Source organism: Streptomyces sp. NPDC058371, from assembly GCF_042723265.1.
In the GTDB taxonomy this organism is placed as follows: Bacteria; Actinomycetota; Actinomycetes; order Streptomycetales; family Streptomycetaceae; genus Streptomyces.
Window position 1 is genome coordinate 43,858 of sequence record NZ_JBHXJC010000022.1, and the last position, 15,986, is coordinate 59,843.

Below are 15,986 nucleotides of genomic sequence, written 5' to 3' on the forward strand. Positions count from 1 at the left end.
GGGCCGCCGACCCGCCGCCCCAGCCATCGACCGACCAGCATGAAAGGCAGTCACATGACGCCGTACGCGCGCCGTGGAGTGCACGGCCAGACCGTGGAGACCCTCGCCAAACGGGTGCTCAGGGGCGAGCTCCCTGAAGGGGCGACACTCGACATGCCCGCCCTGCAGAGCGAGTTGGACGTCAGCCTGACGGCCCTGCGGGAATCGCTGAAGGTGCTCGCGGCCAAGGGCATGGTCGACGCCCGTCAGAAGCGCGGCACCTTCGTGCGGCCGCGCGCCGACTGGAACCTGCTCGACGCCGATGTCCTGAGGTGGCAGTTCTCCGAGAGCGACGGCGCCGGCGCCGACCCGGCACTGTTGCACAACCTCGGCGAGGTCCGCGGCATCATCGAACCCGCCGCCGTACGGCTGGCCGCGACCCGCCGTACGAGCGCCGACCTGGAGGCACTGGAGGCGGCGCTGGCCGCCATGGCCGAGGAGGGCAGCGCGAGCCACGCCGTCGAGTCCGACCTCGCCTTCCACCGGGCGCTGCTTGCGGCCACCCACAACGAGCTGCTGGAACGCATGGAGATGGTCATCGAGTCGGGCCTGGCCCAGCGCGACCAGATCGTGCACAGCGCGCCGCACAGCGAGGACCCGGTGCCCAGCCACCGGGCCGTCCTCGACGCCGTACGGGACCGGGACCCGGACGCTGCCGAGCACGCCATGCGCGCGCTGCTCGACCAGGCGATGCGCGACCTGGACCGGATCAGTGGCCCACACGGTGGCAAGAACGCGGCAGTCTCCACCGAAGCGAAGGACGGCCGGGCGAAGTGAAGATCGCGCGTGTCGAGACCTTTCTCGTCCCGCCCCGCTGGCTGTTCTGCCGGATCGACACCGACGAGGGTGTCGTCGGGTGGGGCGAACCCGTGGTCGAGGGCCGGGCCGAGGTGGTCCGGGCCGCCGTCGAGGTCCTGGCCGACCACCTCGTCGGCGCGGATCCGCTGCGCATCCAGGACCACTGGCAGGTGCTGAGCAAGGGCGGCTTCTACCGGGGCGGTCCGGTCCTCTCCAGCGCCGTCGCGGGCATCGACCAGGCCCTGTGGGACATCGCCGGCCGCACCCTGGGCGTACCGGTGCACACACTGCTCGGCGGACCCGTCCGCGACGCGGTCCGGGTGTACGCATGGGTGGGCGGCGACGAACCCGCCCGGATCAAGGACGAGATCACCGCCCAGATCGACGCCGGCTTCACCGCCGTCAAGATGAACGCGGCCGGGCGCACCTCGCCGCTCACCACGCCGGCCGAGACGGCCGCCGTCGTCGCGCGGGTGGCGGCGGCCCGCGAGACCCTCGGCCCGCACCGCGATGTCGCCGTCGACTTCCACGGCCGGTTCAGCGCCGCCAACGCACGCCGCGTCCTGCACGAGATCGCCCCGCTGCACCCACTGTTCGTCGAGGAACCCGTGCTGCCCGACCAGGCGCACCTGCTCGCCGGGCTGGTCGCCGCATCGTCCGTCCCGCTCGCCACCGGTGAACGCCTTTACGGGCGCGCCGACTTCCTCCCCGCGCTGAGCGCGGGCATCGCCGTGGCCCAGCCGGACCTGTCGCACGCCGGCGGGATCTCCGAGGTCACCCGGATCGCCTCGCTCGCCGAGACCTTCGGGGCCCACCTGGCACCCCACTGCCCGCTGGGCCCCATCGCGCTCGCCGCCAGTCTCCAAGTCGCCTTCGCCACGCCCAACTTCCTCATCCAGGAGCAGAGCCGAGGCATCCACTACAACAAGGACGCCGACCTGCTGTCCTACGTGGTCGACACCGAGCCCTTCCGCTTCGTCGACGGCCAGGCGCTGCGCACCGAGCTGCCCGGCCTGGGCATCACGGTCGACGAGGACGCCGTCCGCGCGGCCGACCGCGCCGGGCACGCCTGGCGCAACCCCGTCTGGCGGCACGCCGACGGGTCCTTCGCCGAATGGTGAGCGGTAGCCCGCTCCCCGTGTCCGTCAGCACCGACCCCGGCCACGGCGGGCGTTGGACCTCACTGACGGCAGGCGGCCGCGAATGGCTGTGGCACCGCGACGAACCCCGGCGGCAAGGGATCGTGCCCGGTGACGCGTTCGCCGACTCCGGAGGCATCGAAGAGTGCGTGCCCACGGTCCGCGGGCTTCCCGACCACGGAGACGCCTGGTCACGCCCCTGGTGGCGGGAAGGGGACCGGGACGTCGTCGACTGCCCCGACTTCCGCCTGACCCGCCGGATCGATACGGACTCCGGCGCTGCCGTCGCCGACTACACGCTCACCGCCGAGCCGGGCTACCGCTTCGTACGGGCAGCCCACGCGCTGCTGGAACTGTCCCCGTCCGCCCGGCTCGGCATCGACGGCCCTGCCGTGACCCGGCTGTACCCGGACGAGGGTGCCCGCTGGGTCACCGGTACCTGGCCGCTCGTCGACGGCGTCCCACTGGACCGGCTGGGCCCGGACGACGGCACTGCAGCCGGTGCCGTAGTACTGACTCCGCGGATTTCCGTGCAGGACGGCCGCGACACCCTCCACCTGTCCGTCGAGGCTGCCGGCCAGCCGGTCTCCATCGCCCTGTGGCGCAACCTCGGTGGCTTCCCCTGCGACGCGCCGTACCGGTCGGTCGGCGTCGAGCCCCTGCTCGGCCGCGTCTTCGACCGCTCGGAAGCGGCCGACGGCGACACCGCCGTCGTACCCGCCTCCGGCCATGTCACCTGGCGGCTCACGATCACCGCGCACCGCCGCCCCTGAACCCACCATCACGAAGGGACACCGATGGATCTCCTCGCCTCGCTGAGAACCCACCGGCTCCTCGGCATCGTCCGGGGCAGCGATCCGGACGCCGCACTGAACACCGTCCTCACCCTCGCCGAGGAGGGCGTCACCCTCATCGAGGTCTCCCTCACCGGACGCGACGCACTCGACGTCATCGCAAGGGCCCGCGCCGCCCTTGGCCCGGACGCCGCACTCGGCGCCGGCACCGTCCTCACCGCAGCCGACGCGCTCGCCGCGCAGAAAGCCGGTGCGAACTTCCTCGTCACCCCGGGGATCAGCGACGGCATAGCCACCGGCCGCGAGGCCGGACTCCCGGTGCTCGCCGGGGTGTTGACTCCTACTGACGTCGTGCAGGCACTCGGTCTGGGAGCCGACGCCCTCAAGCTCTTCCCGGCAGGCAGCGCCGGCGGCCCGGGCTATCTGCGCGACCTGCGCGGCCCCTTCCCCGACGTCCCCTTCGTGCCCGTCGGGGGAGTGGACGCTCCTGCCGTAGCCACGTATCTGCGGGCCGGGGCGACCGCCGTCGGGGTCGGCTCACCTCTGATCGGGGACGCGGCCTCCGGAGGAAGCCTCACCGCCCTCCGCGACCGCGCGCGCACGTTCCTGGGCACCGTCGCAGCGGAGCCCCGGCCGTGACCCGGGCCGGCGTCCACGGCACCGACCGCCTCGAACTCGGCGAAGGCATCCGCTACGGCCCCGACGGCGCCCTCGACCACATCGTCGACCTGCCCGCCGCCCAACCCGCCGGACTCTGCCTCGGCGGCCCGGACGGCCGCACCCTCTACGTCACCAGCGCCCGAATCGGCCTGACCGATCCGGGACCTCTCGACGGCGCCGTCTTCGCCACCAGGGTGCACGCCGCCGGGTTGCCGGCAGCGCCGTTTCGTCCGGTGGGCACCACCCTCTCGCAGGCACACCTCAGGAACCCGTCATGAGCAGTGCGTTCCCGTCCCTGCGCGCCGGTCCCGTGGTCTGCCTCGGTGAGACCATGGCCGCCCTCACCCCTGATCCTCTGAAGTCCCTTGACGAAGCGGACCTGTTGCGCGTCGACATCGCCGGGGCGGAATCGAATGTCGCCCTCTACCTAGCTGATCACGACATCCCCGCCCGATGGGTCTCAGCGGTCGGCGACGACCCCTTCGGACGCCGGGTCCGAGCGCGCGTCGCCGCGGGAGGCGTCGACGTGAGCGGCGTCCGTACGGACCCGGAACGGTCCACCGGGCTGCTCGTGAAGGACCCCGGCGAGAGCGGCACCCGCGTCCTCTACTACCGCCGCGGCTCCGCCGTCTCGGCTCTCGGACCCGAAGCCCTCGACGATCCGGCCCTGGAGGGTGCGGCTCTTCTCCATCTGAGCGGGATCACCCCGGCCCTGTCACCGAGCTGCCACGCCCTGGTCGAACGGGCACTACGCCCCGAACGCCCTTGTCCTGTCAGCTTCGACGTGAACTTCCGCCCCGCCCTGTGGGCCGACCGCCCTGCGGGGGACATCCTGCGCCGGCTCGCGGACCGGGCCGACATCGTCCTCGTCGGACTCGACGAGGCCCAAGCTCTGTGGGGAGAGAGGCTCAACGGCCCACGGGCGGTCCGCGACCTCCTCCGCGGCCCCCGCATCCTCGTCGTCAAGGACGGGGACCGCGCGGCTACGGCCTTCGTCGGCAGCGACGCGTACACCGTGCCCGCCCTCACCGTCCGCGTGGCCGAACCGGTCGGCGCCGGTGACGCGTTCGCCGCGGGCTTTCTCTGCGGGCTGCTGCGCGACCTACCCGTGGTACGCGCCCTGCGTCTCGGCCACCTGACCGCGGCATCCGCCTTGCGGGTGCCGACCGATCACGGTCCCCTCCTGCCCCCCGACACCCTCACCTCGTTGCTGTCAGCCGACGACGCGACATGGCGGGCCGCCACGATCGAATGAGGGCCGGAAGCGGCGGAGCCACGTTCCACTGATCGAGGGAGCCAGGTGCGACGGTCAGGTCCAGGTGTTGTCGGCGGCGTCGCCGCCCCGTGGTGCCGTTGCCCACGATGGACGCCAGACCGACTCGGGGAGTGGTGCCAGACTTCCGAAGTGGTTGATGACGGCCCGGAGTCCTGGGTGTGGATTCGCTCGGGGGAGGAGGAGCGAGAGCGGGTAGGCGAGCGTCGGATTCACGATCGGGATACGGCGCAGATCGTGGTTCGTCGGCCAGATGTACCGGTCGCGTGAACCTACGAGCGTGGCCACGTCCGCGGAGTCCGCGAGGATGTCGAGGAGTACCTCGTTGCCGAAGTTCGGGCCCGCAGCGTCGATGCGGAGGTCGAAGTCGGTGGCGAGCTGATCGTAGAAGTCCGCCCATTCGCTTCGCGGCGCGATACCCGGCACCCAGATCCGGTGCTTGCGCAGCTGGGACGGTGTCAGTGTTCGTGCGGAGGCGAGCGGGTGCCTCGGCCCGACGAGGAGCTCCAGCGGGGAGTCGAAGGCGTGGATCATTTGCACGTCACGCGGCAGTGTCGCCGGGTCGGTGACCGAGCGGAACGAGGCGTCGATTTCGCCTGCCTGGACGGCGGTGACCGCCAGACGCGGGTCGTTGACCCTGAGCGTCACCACGTCGAGGTCGGTTTCGGGATGCGACCGCCAGTAGTCGTGCAGGACGACGGCCTGCGCGGATCGCAGCCCGAGAACGTCGATCCGAAGAGCCCGCGAGCCCGGTCGGATCGCGGTGACGGCGCGATCGACACTCGTGATGATGTTCCGGGCGTGCGGGAGGAAGGCTTGGCCATCGAGTGTCAGTTCGACCCCTCGGGCAGTGCGGGTGAACAGCCGCACGTCGAGTTCGCGCTCAAGGGTGGCGATCCGCTTCGACACGGCCTGCTGTGTCACGCCGAGCTCGTCGGCCGCGTGTTGCAGCTGCCCGAGCTCGGCCGCGCGGACGAACGATCGCACGGTTTCGGTATCCATCGATCCAGCTTAAGTGTGCCCAACTGATGGTTGTGGCTCGCCCGGGAGTCGGTTGTTTGATCCCTGGAGTGTGCGCCCGGTGTGATGCACAGATCCAAACATCGGTTGTTGCGAGGGGGTCGCATGCGCGTGCAGTTGGGGCGCAGTTTCGGCTGGCTGTGGTCGGCCTACGCTGTCAGTACATACGGAACGTGGATCGCCTTCGGCGCGTTCCCGCTGATCGCGGTGCGAGTGCTGCACTCGCCGGCATTCGCCGTGTCGCTCCTGGAGGCGGCCGGGCTAGCCGTCGCGGCAATCGTGGCGTTCTCGCTCGGGCCGTGGGTTGAGCACCGGGCCAAGCGTCCGGTGATGATTGCGATGGACCTGGTCCGGTTCGGAGCGACGGCAAGCGTCCCGATCGCGTACGTCCTCGGCCTGCTGTCCTACGGCCAACTGCTGGTCGTCTCGGTCATCTCCGGGACCGCGAGCATCGCCTTCACCGCCGCATCCGGCGCGTATCTGAAGTATCTCGTCCGTGGCGATCACCTCCTTGTGGCGAACGGGAGAATCGAGGGCACGAGCTGGGTGGCGACCGCGGTGGGGCCGCCCCTGGGTGGCGCACTCATAGGGTTGCTCGGCCCGGTGATCACGGTGATGGCCGACGCCCTCAGCTACCTGCTGTCCGCGCTCGGGGTCCTCCGCATCCGCGGAGGCGACGTCGCGGCACCCCGCGACCAGGCCACCAGGTTGCGCCCAGCCGACCTTCTCGGCGGCTGGCGGTTCATCCTCCGCGACCCCGCACTACGGCGCCTGTTCCTCAACTCGATCCTGGTCGGCGGCCTCATCATGGCCACCCTCCCGCTCCTGTCCGTCCTCCTGCTGGGCCAGTACCACTTCCCGGCGTGGCAATACGGTCTGGCCTTCGGCATCCCGGCCCTCGGCGGCTTCGTGGGCGCCCGCATCTCCGCGCGCCTCGTGGCCCGCTACGGCCGGCACCGGGTCATGATCGTCTCCGGTTGGCTGCGATCGCTCTTCCCGCTCGGTCTCATGTTCGTCCGTCCCGGCATCCCCGGACTCCTCACCGTGATCATCGTCGAGGGCCTGCTGATCACCTGCATGGGCATCTTCAACCCGATCTACGCGACGGAACGCCTGCAACGGACCCCCGCGGATCACGCCGCCCGAGTGCTCAGTACATGGAGCGCCGGCAGCAAACTCCTACAGGCCGCTCTGATGGTGGTCTGGGGCATTCTCGCCACACTGACCAGCCCGCTCGCCGCGATCACCATGTCCGGCGTTCTCCTGCTCGTCACCCCACTCCTGCTGCCCAAACGGACACACCTGTCCGATCCTGAGCCCGCCGCGTCGGCCGAAGAAGTCCGGGCCGCATGACTCACCGTGGTCAACAAGGTCGCGGTGCTCGACCTGCCGCGCGCCATTGGCCGGCTGACGGGGCAGGACAAGGGCGACGGTCACCTGGAGTTCGGCGGCTGGGCGTTACGACCTTGCGCCGCTCGGTCCGTCCGCGAGCGAGGTCACGCTCACGTACGACTGGTCGGAGGTGCCGTAGTGCTTCGGGTGCCGTACCCCTTGGGCCGATTGGCTCATGCGCGCTGCACCCCGGCCGTGCCGCCGGTGGAGGATCGGCCGGGAGGCGGTCTCGGGACCGTCACCCGGCACCGCCCACCGCGTGAGAGGTTCGGCCATGAAACTGTTCGACGACGACCCCCTCGCCACTCAGCCTCAGCTTCTCGTCGACGGGATCACGTGCCCGAAGGAGCTCGCGTTCCGGTGTGCCGAGTACGGGCAACCGGGTCACACCGCGACACGAGATCGCTCCCTGCTCGGCCAGAGGATGTTCGTCTGGTTCGACGACACCCAAGCCGTCGCGCCGGCGGCGACGTGACCGCCGCTTCGCGCGGGGACGAGCCGGGCGGCGGACGCTACGGCGAGGCCGTCTTCCGTCCCGAACAGGCCGGCGAGGGCGAGCGCATCGACTTCGGCGCTCTCGCCTACGACGACATCACCATGGCGCGGCTGCGGGCACTGGGGGCCGGCCCGGGGTGGCGCTGCCTCGACGTGGGTGCCGGCACGGGCACGGTCTCCCGTCGGCTGCTGGACGAGGCCGGGGTGGCGAGCGTTCTCGCCGTGGACCGCGACGTACGTTTCCTCGCCGAGCGGGCCGTGCCCGGGCTCGACGTGCTGGAGGCCGCCATCACTGCCCCAGACCTCGTCCCCGGCCGGTTCCAGCTCGTCCATGCGCGCTTCGTGCTGATGCACCTGCCCGAGCACGACCGTCTGATCACGCAACTCGCCGAACTCGTCGCCCCCGGCGGCGTGTTGGTGCTCAGCGACGCGGTCGACCTGACGAGCGACCGGACGCCCGGCACGCCGTACACCGCGGTGATGCGGGCGATGTGGCAGGGGCTGCGGGCCACCATCGGTACTGATGTCACCTGGGTGCCGTCGTACCCCCACCTGCTGCGCGGGGCGGGGCTCATGCCCGTCGCCGCCGAGATCCATGTGCCGCCGCTGCTGCCGGGCAGTCCCATCAGCCGCTTCTGGACCGACACGTGGGAGCGGAGCAGAGTGGCGATGCTCGCCACCGGTCTGGTCGACGACGCAACCGTCGACGCGGCGATCCGGTACCTGGACTCCGACGAATGCGCCGCGTTGTCAGCCGGCATGCTCACCGCCTGGGGTTGGAAAACCGAAGGGGCTTCTCCACGCTGACCCGCCCCCGACCGCGCTGAGCAGCGCCTACGCCCGGAGCTACCCCTCCTCGGGCGTAGGTCACGAGCGCGGGGCGCGCTGCCCGCGCATCACGTGTTCGGCCGGACAGTCCTTGACTAGGCCTTGCGGGCGAGGAGTTGAACCTCCTGGAACTGCCGCCGGTCGGTGGGCTGAGGCTCGCGAACCATCCGGGCCACCTCCGTCAACCCGGACTTGCGCAGCATCGCGGCGAGGTGATCGGGCCACCACCGATAGGCGGGCGCGACCGCGTGATCGAAGACCTGCGTCGGATGAGACGGATCATCGCTTGCCGAAAAGCCGACCAGAAGGTGGCCAGCAGGTGCCAGCACACGATGGAACTCCGCCAGGATGACGGGGAGTTCCTCCGGCGGGGTGTGGATGACGGACCAACGTGAGAGTACGCCGCCCAGCGCGCCGTCAGCGATGTCCAACGCGGTCATCGAACCCACGTCGAACCGCAGGCCCGGACAGGCCTGTCGAGCCAACTCGATCATCGCAGGAGAGGCATCGACACCAAACGCCGTGAGCCCCAACTCGTGGAGATAGGCGGTGATATGGCCAGGCCCGCACCCCAGGTCCGCAACCCGACCGTCCCCACTCGCGCTGACGACTTCGGCGAAGACACCCAAGATCGCGCGGTCCAGGGGACTGTCACGCAGCGAGTCGCGGAACAGCTGCGCATAGGTGGCGGCAGCAGCGTCGTAGGCCTCGCGGGTGGCGCTGAGGGCATCGTGTTCGACCATGCTCGCGACAGTAGTTCCTGGCGCTGAGGCGAGCCGAGAGAATCACGATCTTCCCGTCCGGGGCGGTCATCGTCCAGGAGCACGGTGTCTCCACCGGGCCGTGGCGATCGCGGGCAGTGCGTATGCGCCTGCCTCCGGGGCGCGGACCGCGGGGCCGTTCGGTTGCGTGCCGGACGATTCGAGCTACGGCGGCCGCCAAGCATCCGCACGTGGCGCGCCGACGCTTCCCGAAACGCTGTCAATTCCAGCGGCGGCAAAAGAAAAAGGCAAGGAGATCTCTCTCCTTGCCCTTCTTAACTTATAGCGCACTGGGGGGCTTGCGGCAAGGCCCGGGTGGTGCCGCAGAATCGTCGGCCGAGGCCACAACCTGCGGAAACGGGGGCACGACGTGGGGGTGTTGTTGTCGACGCACGGGGGACGCCGTGACGTCGCACCAGTGGTGGGACTGGCAGTGCGGTCGCGGGCACGCGGGGCAGAGGCGTGGGTGTGCGCGCCGTCCGACTGGGCGGAGCGGCCGGCCGGCCCGTCCGAGGGAAGACGACCAGAGATGAGGACACGTCCATCAAGAGGTTCGACAGAGCTGCAGGCGCCGGTGGTTCGATCGGCAAGTTCAGTGCAACGGAGCACGGCTGTCTCGGAGGTAGCGCAGTGATCGAGCAGTACGTGCTGGATCTTCGAGAGGTCGACGAGACGCAGGGCGCGGTCGTTGGCGGCAAGGGCGCGCACCTGGGCGGGCTGTCGCGGATCGAAGGCATCCACGTGCCGGTCGGGTTCTGCGTGACGACGAACGCCTTCCGGCGGATCATGGCGGAGGCTCCGTCGATGGACGACCGGCTCGATGAGCTGTCGCGTCTGCGCCCGGACGACGGGGAGGCGATCCGCACGCTGAGTGCGGAGATCCGCCGGACCATCGAAGGCATCCCCATCCCGGGCGATCTCGCGGCGGCGATCACCAGCGCGCTCGCTCACCTCGGAGAGCAAGCCGCCTACGCCGTCCGGTCCAGCGCGACGGCAGAGGACCTGCCGACGGCCTCCTTCGCCGGCCAGCAGGACACGTACCTGAACGTCGTGGGGCCGGCGGCGATCCTCCAGCACATCAGCCGGTGCTGGGCCTCGCTGTTCACCGAGCGGGCCGTGATCTACCGCCGCCGCAACGGCATCGACCACCGTACGGTGCACATGGCCGTGGTCGTGCAGCAGATGGTCTTCCCGGATGCGGCCGGCATCCTGTTCACGGCCGACCCCGTCACGGGCAACCGGAAGGTCGCCACCGTGGACGCCGGCTTCGGTCTCGGCGAGGCCCTGGTCTCCGGCCTGGTGAACCCGGACGTCTTCAAGGTGCGCGACGGCGAAGTCGTTGCCAAGGCCATCGCCGCCAAACGGCGTGCCGTTGACGCCCTGCCGGCCGGCGGTACGCAGGAAGTGGCGATCGACGCGCAGCGCCAGGAGCAGCCGGCGCTGACGGATGCGCAGGTCGTGCGACTCGTGCAGCTCGGGAGGCGGATCGAAGCGCACTTCGGCCGCCCGCAGGACATCGAATGGTGCCTGGTCGATGACGACTTCCAGATCGTGCAGAGCCGGCCGATCACAACGCTGTTCCCCATCCCCGTGACCGGCGATGAGGAGAATCACGTCTACGTCTCCGTGGGGCATCAGCAGATGATGACCGACGCCATGAAGCCCCTGGGGTTCTCCATGTGGCAGTTGACGGCCATGGTGCCGATGCACGAGGCCGGCGGGAGGCTGTTCGTCGACGTCACCCGGCGCCTGGCCTCGCCCGCGAGCCGTGCCGGCCTCCTGGACGTCGTGGGGAGAGGCGATCCGCTGGTCAGGGACGCGCTGGAGACCGTCCTCGACCGCGATGATTTCCTCCCGTCGCTGCCGGACGCGGCTCCCGGCGGGCCGCCGTCCGACGGCGCGTCCGCCCCGGTCGAGACCGATCCGGCCATCGTCACCGAGCTGATCGAGCGGAGCCAGGTGTCCATCGCCGCCCTGGAGCGCGACATCCGGACGAAGACCGGACCGGCTCTGTTCGACCTCCTGCTGGAGGCCTTCGAGGAGCACAAGCGAGTCCTCAGTGATCCGCTGAACCTTCAGGCGATCATGGCGGGGATGGAGGCCACGTGGTGGCTCAACGACAAGCTCCAGGAGTGGCTGGGGGAGAAGAACGCGGCTGACAAGCTCACGCTGTCCGCCCCCGACAACGTCACGTCGGAGATGGGGCTGGCGCTGCTCGATGTCGCGGACGTGATCCGTCCGCATCGGGAGGTGGTGTCGTTCCTGCAAGGCGTCGAGGACGAGGGCTTCCTGGACGAGCTGGTGAAGGTCGCGGGCGGGACCGAAGCGCGCGACGCCATTGAGGCCTACCTCGACCGGTACGGCATGCGCTGCGTCGGAGAGATCGACATCACGAGGCCGCGTTGGCGCGAGCGCCCCACCACGCTGGTGCCCGTGATCCTCGACAACATCAGGATCTTCGAGCCGGGCGCCGCCGAACGGCGCTTCGAGCAAGGGCGGCAGGAGGCGCTGAAGAAGGAACAGGACGTGCTGTCACGCTTGCGCGCCCTTCCGGACGGCGAGCGGAAAGCCGACGAGACCAAGCGGATGATCGACCAGGTCCGGGCCTTCGTCGGGTACCGGGAGTATCCGAAGTACGGCATCATCAGCCGATACTTCATCTACAAGCAGGCCTTGCTGGGGGAGGCCGAGCGCCTGGTGCAGGCCGGCGTCCTTCCTGGGAAGGAGGACATCTTCTACCTCACGTTCCAGGAGCTCCACGACGTCGTGCGCTCGAACCAGGTGGACGACCGGCTCATCCAGCAGCGCAAGGACGCTTTCCGGGCGTACCAAGTGCTCACACCGCCCCGGGTGCTCACATCGGACGGCGAGGCCGTCGCCGGGTCGTACCGGCGCGACGACGTGCCGGCCGGTGCCCTGGTCGGCCTCGCGGTCTCCGCCGGGACCATCGAAGGCAGAGCCCGTGTCATCCTCGACATGGCGGAGGCCGATCTCGAAGCGGGCGACATCCTGGTCACGACCTTCACGGACCCCAGCTGGTCGCCGCTGTTCGCCGGAATCGCGGGTCTGGTGACAGAGGTGGGCGGCCTGATGACCCACGGCGCGGTGATCGCCCGGGAGTACGGCCTGCCGGCCGTCGTGGGCGTGGAGCAGGCCACCCGGCTGATCCGGGACGGGCAGCGGATCCGCGTCCACGGAACCGAGGGGTACGTCGAGATCCTGCCTTGACCGACCGCACCGAGAAGGCAGATCCGTAGCTTCCGGCTGAAACAACGGCAGTTGGCGCGTACGACGACGCAGCCGCGCGTTCGGTTTCGGCCGGGAGGCGGCGACTCACGGCGGCGGCGTGGCTGGATTCGGCGACGTGCCGGCGCAGTTCGACAGGAGCGCCGGCACGGGGGGCCTGTCGGGCATGTTCTCGCCGAACGTCATGGATCGTGCGTCAAGTGAAGAAGCGCGAGGGTCTCCGGAGACCTGCCGCATGTCCCTTTGCTTGTTTGCTTGTCGCACGCCTCTCGGATGGGCACGGTGTCGAAGGGGCCCCAGGCGGTTCGCCCTCTCTTCAAGGGGTGATCTGCTGGGTAGTACTGTCCGCACATGGCTGTTGATCAAGCGCTGGTGGATGCCGCGATCGAGCTAACGCGTACCCGCTTTCCGGGGCGGGACTGGTCGGGAGCAGCGGCACTACGCCTCGACGACGGGTCAATCCTCACGAGTACCGCCCCAGAGGTGCCGAACACCGCCGTGAGCCTGTGCCATGAGACGGGCGCGATCTGCGAAGCGTTCAAGCTGGGGCGACGCGTGGTCGCGTCGGTGTGCGTGACGACCGCCGACGGGAACCGCGGGTACTGGGTCCTGGCTCCGTGCGGCGTCTGCCAGGAGCGGCTCTTCGCCTACGGCCCTGACGTGGAAGTCGCGGTGCCCGAGCCTGCGGATCCGTGCCGTTGGCGCACGCTTCGGCTGCGGGATGTCCAGCCTCACTGGTTCGCGCGGGTGTTTCCCGACGACGTCTGGCCTTTCGACACCGATAGCTCGCGGTGACGCGCCGCCGCACCAGGAACACTGCCGCCGGATCGGTGCCGAACGCCCGCAGGCCGAGTATGCCCACCCGTGTGTGCCTACCGCCGTGCGAGCATGCGCCGATGCTCCAGGTGTGTCCGCCTACCGAGGGTGCGCACCCCGACTCGACCGGCACACAACAAGGTCAGTGAGTGTCTTCACCCTCGAAGGCGCGGTCAGCCCTGGGTGGCCCGCTCTCGCGCAGATACGTCTCCAACTCTGCGGCCCCGGCCAGCATCGCCCGCCCGCGTGCGGACAGCCGGCCGCGCCAGTCACTCAGCGCGGCTTCCAACGGCTCCAGCCCGCCGGCCGACCGCACTTGGGCGATCAGCGGCGCGATCTGCTCCAGCAAGTAACCGCCCCGCCTGAGCTGGTGGGCCAGCCGGGCATCCCGTACGTCGGCCTGGTCGTAGATGCGGTAGCCGGTCCCCGGATCGCGGCGTGGGCGCACGAGTCCGGCGCGCTCCCACTTGCGCAATGTCGCGGGTCGGATTCCGAGCTTCCCCGCCAGCGGCCCGATGAACGTGCCGTCGGTCCCGGGGATCGTGGTCGACTCGAGCTCGGACGCCCTCGTGGGCGCAAGTTCGAGGAGGGCGCTCTCCACGGCCTGGAGGGTCCGCCGGTCGTCGAGCAGTTGGGCATGGCTCTCGTCGATGAAGCGGAACGCCTCATCGACGGCGCCCTGGTTCACGGCCCGCATGATCGACGTCGCCGTCTGGTGACCGTGGCCGGGTGTCAGGGCAACAAACGCGCGCAGGGCGCCCGCATGCAGCGGGGTATAGGTGCGGTAGCCGTGGGGTGTGCGACCGGCGGCCGGAAGGATGCCGGCCTCCTCGTAGTTCCTGATCGCCTGTGTGGACAGACCATGCTCGCGCGCCAGATCAACCGGCCTCAGTCGCTCACGGCTTTGAAGGTTCTTCCCCATGGGGCGGACGATATCGCTGAAAAGTCTCAATCGAATGTTCAACGATACGGTTTATGGCATGGCTATCGACATCAAGGACACTGCTCATGCCGTCGAGGCTGCCGCCGTCATGAGGCTGCTCCCGGCCCGGCCTCGGCTGCTCGCCCTGGGCGAGCCCACCCACGGCGAGGACGCCGTGCTCGACCTCCGCAACGAGCTCTTCCGCCAACTCGTCGAGCAGGAGGGCTACCGGGCCATCGCGATCGAGAGCGACTGCATGAGGGGCCTGATCGTGGACGACTACGTCACCTCGGACACGGGCACTCTCGACGAGGTCATGGAGCACGGATTCAGCCACGGTTGGGGCGCCTCCGCGGCCAACCGCGAGCTCGTCCGCTGGATGCGCGCCCACAACGACGGCCGGCCAGCGTCCGAGCGGCTCCATTTCGCCGGGTTCGACGGCCCGCTGGAGATCACCGACGCCGCGAGCCCCCGGCAGGCGCTCACCGGGCTGCACGGCTACCTCTCGACCCGCGTGGACGCGGATCTGCTTCCGTGCACCGGTGAAACGCTCGACCACCTCCTCGGCGCCGACGACCGGTGGACCAATCCCGCCGCGATGATGGACCCGGCCCAGTCCATGGGCCAGTCGCCCGACGCCCGCCAACTGCGGCTGCTCACCGACGAGTTGGTGGCGCTGCTCGACGCGCAGACACCGCATCTGATCATGGCCACCTCGCGGGACGACCTGGACCGGGCGCGCCTGTACGGACGTACCGCTACGGGCCTGCTGCGCTACCACTACTGGATGGCGGACACCTCCCCGGCCCGCATGACGCGGCTGTGCGCGCTGCGGGATCTGATGATGGCCCACAACCTCCTTGCCGTTGCCGCTCGGGGCCCGGCACTCATCCATGCCCACAACTCCCATCTCCAGCGGGAGAAGAGCACGATGCAGATGTGGCAGGGGCCGGTGGAGTGGTGGAGCGCCGGCGCACTCGTGAGCGCCCAACTCGGCGAGGAGTACGCCTTCGTGGCCACGGCCCTCGGCACGATCCGGCACCAGGGAGTGGACACACCGCCACCGGACACCCTCGAAGGACTCCTGTACGCGCTCCCGGAGGACCGCTTCGTCATCGACGTCCCGCGGCTGGCCGCCACCCTCGGCGATACGCGGCCCGCGCACCGCGTGTCACCCTGGTTCGGCTACGCCCCGCTTGACCCGGCCCACCTGGCAGGGAACGACGGGATCATGTTTCTCAAGGACGTCCCGAACAGCCGGCCCCGGCGGCGATGAGGGCTGATCGCGTTGCCGCACATGGCCCTGGGCCTCGCGATACTTTCGGGACTGCGGATGCCCGGCTTCCCGACGGGTGTATAGGTCACGTCGAAGTCGGCCAGCCAGAGTTCGCCGCAGGGAAGGGGGCGCCGGCAGCCGGACGGTGTCTGTCCTTCACCTCTGCCCGCCCCGGCGAACACCCCACCCGCCGCGGGCAGTTGCTCGGCGATGCCCATCACAGCGCGGGCAGCCCAGCCGTGGCCCGGCAGGCGTGGCTGCATGCCCTGGTGATCCTCGGCGAACTCCCGCACCCCGACGCCGACCGGCCCCGCGCCAAACTCCGCTCCCGCGAAGCCTGTTCGGGCTGATCGCCCAGGCCTTGCCCCCGACCACCGGCTCGCCCTGGAGACCCGCGACGGTCCCGCCCGCCGTCGCGATCGACCGGCGGCTGTAGCGGACTTGTTTCACTCCTTGCCGTCAATCGCCGTTCGTGGCCACCAGGTCGTTCATCTCGTGAAGCCGACGAGGTCGCCAGCCGCTCGATG

15 protein-coding genes are annotated in these 15,986 nt (G+C 70.0%); 12 read left to right on the top strand and 3 right to left on the bottom strand.

Translation table 11 applies throughout. The features are described 5' to 3' along the window. Positions 1 to 54 precede the first annotated feature (54 nt). The 6 genes from ACFWM2_RS38065 to ACFWM2_RS38090 are packed head-to-tail and all read left to right on the top strand — an operon-like array spanning position 55 to position 4,685. Positions 55 to 816, top strand: coding sequence for a FadR/GntR family transcriptional regulator (locus tag ACFWM2_RS38065; protein ID WP_383290202.1), 762 nt, complete (start codon positions 55 to 57; stop codon positions 814 to 816). After that, the gene (gene dgoD / locus ACFWM2_RS38070) at positions 813 to 1,958 is read left to right on the top strand and encodes a galactonate dehydratase (protein ID WP_383290205.1); all 1,146 of its coding nucleotides are present in this window, start codon (positions 813 to 815) and stop codon (positions 1,956 to 1,958) included. The genes ACFWM2_RS38065 and dgoD overlap by 4 nt, the downstream gene beginning before the upstream one ends. A 17-nt stretch (positions 1,959 to 1,975) precedes the next feature. Beyond that, positions 1,976 to 2,749 (top strand): hypothetical protein, encoded by a 774-nt coding sequence (locus tag ACFWM2_RS38075; RefSeq protein WP_383290208.1) that lies wholly within the window; start codon positions 1,976 to 1,978, stop codon positions 2,747 to 2,749. A 24-nt stretch (positions 2,750 to 2,773) separates the two neighbouring features. Continuing rightward, complete coding sequence (locus ACFWM2_RS38080) at positions 2,774 to 3,409, top strand: bifunctional 4-hydroxy-2-oxoglutarate aldolase/2-dehydro-3-deoxy-phosphogluconate aldolase (RefSeq protein WP_383290211.1); 636 nt, start codon at positions 2,774 to 2,776, stop codon at positions 3,407 to 3,409. Further along, entirely contained in the window at positions 3,406 to 3,708 is a 303-nt protein-coding gene (locus ACFWM2_RS38085) for an SMP-30/gluconolactonase/LRE family protein (RefSeq protein ID WP_383290214.1), read from the top strand. Before ACFWM2_RS38080 ends, ACFWM2_RS38085 begins: the two co-directional genes overlap by 4 nt. Continuing rightward, positions 3,705 to 4,685 carry a sugar kinase gene (locus ACFWM2_RS38090; protein ID WP_383290217.1) on the top strand — a complete coding sequence of 327 codons (981 nt, stop codon included), beginning with the start codon at positions 3,705 to 3,707 and terminating at the stop codon, positions 4,683 to 4,685. The genes ACFWM2_RS38085 and ACFWM2_RS38090 overlap by 4 nt, the downstream gene beginning before the upstream one ends. 54 nt (positions 4,686 to 4,739) lie before the next feature. Here the strand turns inward: ACFWM2_RS38090 and ACFWM2_RS38095 are convergent, their stop codons facing one another. Continuing rightward, on the bottom strand, positions 4,740 to 5,705 hold the full coding sequence (locus tag ACFWM2_RS38095) for a LysR family transcriptional regulator (protein WP_383290220.1): 966 nt from the start codon (positions 5,703 to 5,705) through the stop codon (positions 4,740 to 4,742). Positions 5,706 to 5,828: 123 nt separating this feature from the next. Here ACFWM2_RS38095 and ACFWM2_RS38100 point away from each other — a divergent pair, with 123 nt between their 5' ends. The 3 genes from ACFWM2_RS38100 to ACFWM2_RS38110 all read left to right on the top strand — a co-directional run bounded on the left by ACFWM2_RS38100 (position 5,829) and on the right by ACFWM2_RS38110 (position 8,417). Beyond that, positions 5,829 to 7,076: an MFS transporter gene (locus ACFWM2_RS38100; protein ID WP_383290223.1), complete on the top strand. Its 1,248-nt coding sequence runs from the start codon at positions 5,829 to 5,831 to the stop codon at positions 7,074 to 7,076. A gap of 313 nt (positions 7,077 to 7,389) precedes the next feature. Continuing rightward, positions 7,390 to 7,590, top strand: coding sequence for a hypothetical protein (locus ACFWM2_RS38105; RefSeq protein WP_383290226.1), 201 nt, complete (start codon positions 7,390 to 7,392; stop codon positions 7,588 to 7,590). Further along, the gene (locus ACFWM2_RS38110; protein WP_383290229.1) at positions 7,587 to 8,417 is read left to right on the top strand and encodes a class I SAM-dependent methyltransferase; all 831 of its coding nucleotides are present in this window, start codon (positions 7,587 to 7,589) and stop codon (positions 8,415 to 8,417) included. The genes ACFWM2_RS38105 and ACFWM2_RS38110 overlap by 4 nt, the downstream gene beginning before the upstream one ends. A gap of 116 nt (positions 8,418 to 8,533) precedes the next feature. On the opposite strand, the gene ACFWM2_RS38115 is transcribed toward ACFWM2_RS38110, so the two are convergent. Beyond that, positions 8,534 to 9,181, bottom strand: a complete 648-nt coding sequence (locus ACFWM2_RS38115; protein ID WP_383290232.1) for a class I SAM-dependent methyltransferase — start codon at positions 9,179 to 9,181, stop codon at positions 8,534 to 8,536. 648 nt (positions 9,182 to 9,829) lie between these two features. Between ACFWM2_RS38115 and rph the strand changes: the two genes are divergently transcribed. Both rph and ACFWM2_RS38125 read left to right on the top strand, forming a co-directional pair. Beyond that, complete coding sequence (rph, locus tag ACFWM2_RS38120; protein ID WP_383290235.1) at positions 9,830 to 12,427, top strand: rifamycin-inactivating phosphotransferase; 2,598 nt, start codon at positions 9,830 to 9,832, stop codon at positions 12,425 to 12,427. A gap of 369 nt (positions 12,428 to 12,796) precedes the next feature. Further along, the gene (locus ACFWM2_RS38125; protein ID WP_383290238.1) at positions 12,797 to 13,240 is read left to right on the top strand and encodes a cytidine deaminase; all 444 of its coding nucleotides are present in this window, start codon (positions 12,797 to 12,799) and stop codon (positions 13,238 to 13,240) included. Positions 13,241 to 13,403: 163 nt separating this feature from the next. Here the strand turns inward: ACFWM2_RS38125 and ACFWM2_RS38130 are convergent, their stop codons facing one another. Continuing rightward, positions 13,404 to 14,183: a TioE family transcriptional regulator gene (locus tag ACFWM2_RS38130; RefSeq protein ID WP_383290241.1), complete on the bottom strand. Its 780-nt coding sequence runs from the start codon at positions 14,181 to 14,183 to the stop codon at positions 13,404 to 13,406. Positions 14,184 to 14,241: 58 nt separating this feature from the next. On the opposite strand from ACFWM2_RS38130, the gene ACFWM2_RS38135 reads away from it, so the two are divergent. Beyond that, positions 14,242 to 15,459 carry an erythromycin esterase family protein gene (locus ACFWM2_RS38135; protein WP_383290244.1) on the top strand — a complete coding sequence of 406 codons (1,218 nt, stop codon included), beginning with the start codon at positions 14,242 to 14,244 and terminating at the stop codon, positions 15,457 to 15,459. Positions 15,460 to 15,986: the final 527 nt, after the last annotated feature.

Bases quoted from the DNA above. Each gene is read 5' to 3' on its own strand.
- ACFWM2_RS38065 (WP_383290202.1), top strand. From the start codon at position 55: ATGACGCCGTACGCGCGCCGTGGAGTGCACGGCCAGACCGTGGAGACC.
- ACFWM2_RS38080 (WP_383290211.1), top strand. From the start codon at position 2,774: ATGGATCTCCTCGCCTCGCTGAGAACCCACCGGCTCCTCGGCATCGTC.
- ACFWM2_RS38090 (WP_383290217.1), top strand. From the start codon at position 3,705: ATGAGCAGTGCGTTCCCGTCCCTGCGCGCCGGTCCCGTGGTCTGCCTC.
- ACFWM2_RS38095 (WP_383290220.1), bottom strand. From the start codon at position 5,705: ATGGATACCGAAACCGTGCGATCGTTCGTCCGCGCGGCCGAGCTCGGG.
- ACFWM2_RS38100 (WP_383290223.1), top strand. From the start codon at position 5,829: ATGCGCGTGCAGTTGGGGCGCAGTTTCGGCTGGCTGTGGTCGGCCTAC.
- ACFWM2_RS38105 (WP_383290226.1), top strand. From the start codon at position 7,390: ATGAAACTGTTCGACGACGACCCCCTCGCCACTCAGCCTCAGCTTCTC.
- ACFWM2_RS38115 (WP_383290232.1), bottom strand. From the start codon at position 9,181: ATGGTCGAACACGATGCCCTCAGCGCCACCCGCGAGGCCTACGACGCT.
- ACFWM2_RS38125 (WP_383290238.1), top strand. From the start codon at position 12,797: ATGGCTGTTGATCAAGCGCTGGTGGATGCCGCGATCGAGCTAACGCGT.
- ACFWM2_RS38130 (WP_383290241.1), bottom strand. From the start codon at position 14,183: ATGGGGAAGAACCTTCAAAGCCGTGAGCGACTGAGGCCGGTTGATCTG.
- ACFWM2_RS38135 (WP_383290244.1), top strand. From the start codon at position 14,242: ATGGCTATCGACATCAAGGACACTGCTCATGCCGTCGAGGCTGCCGCC.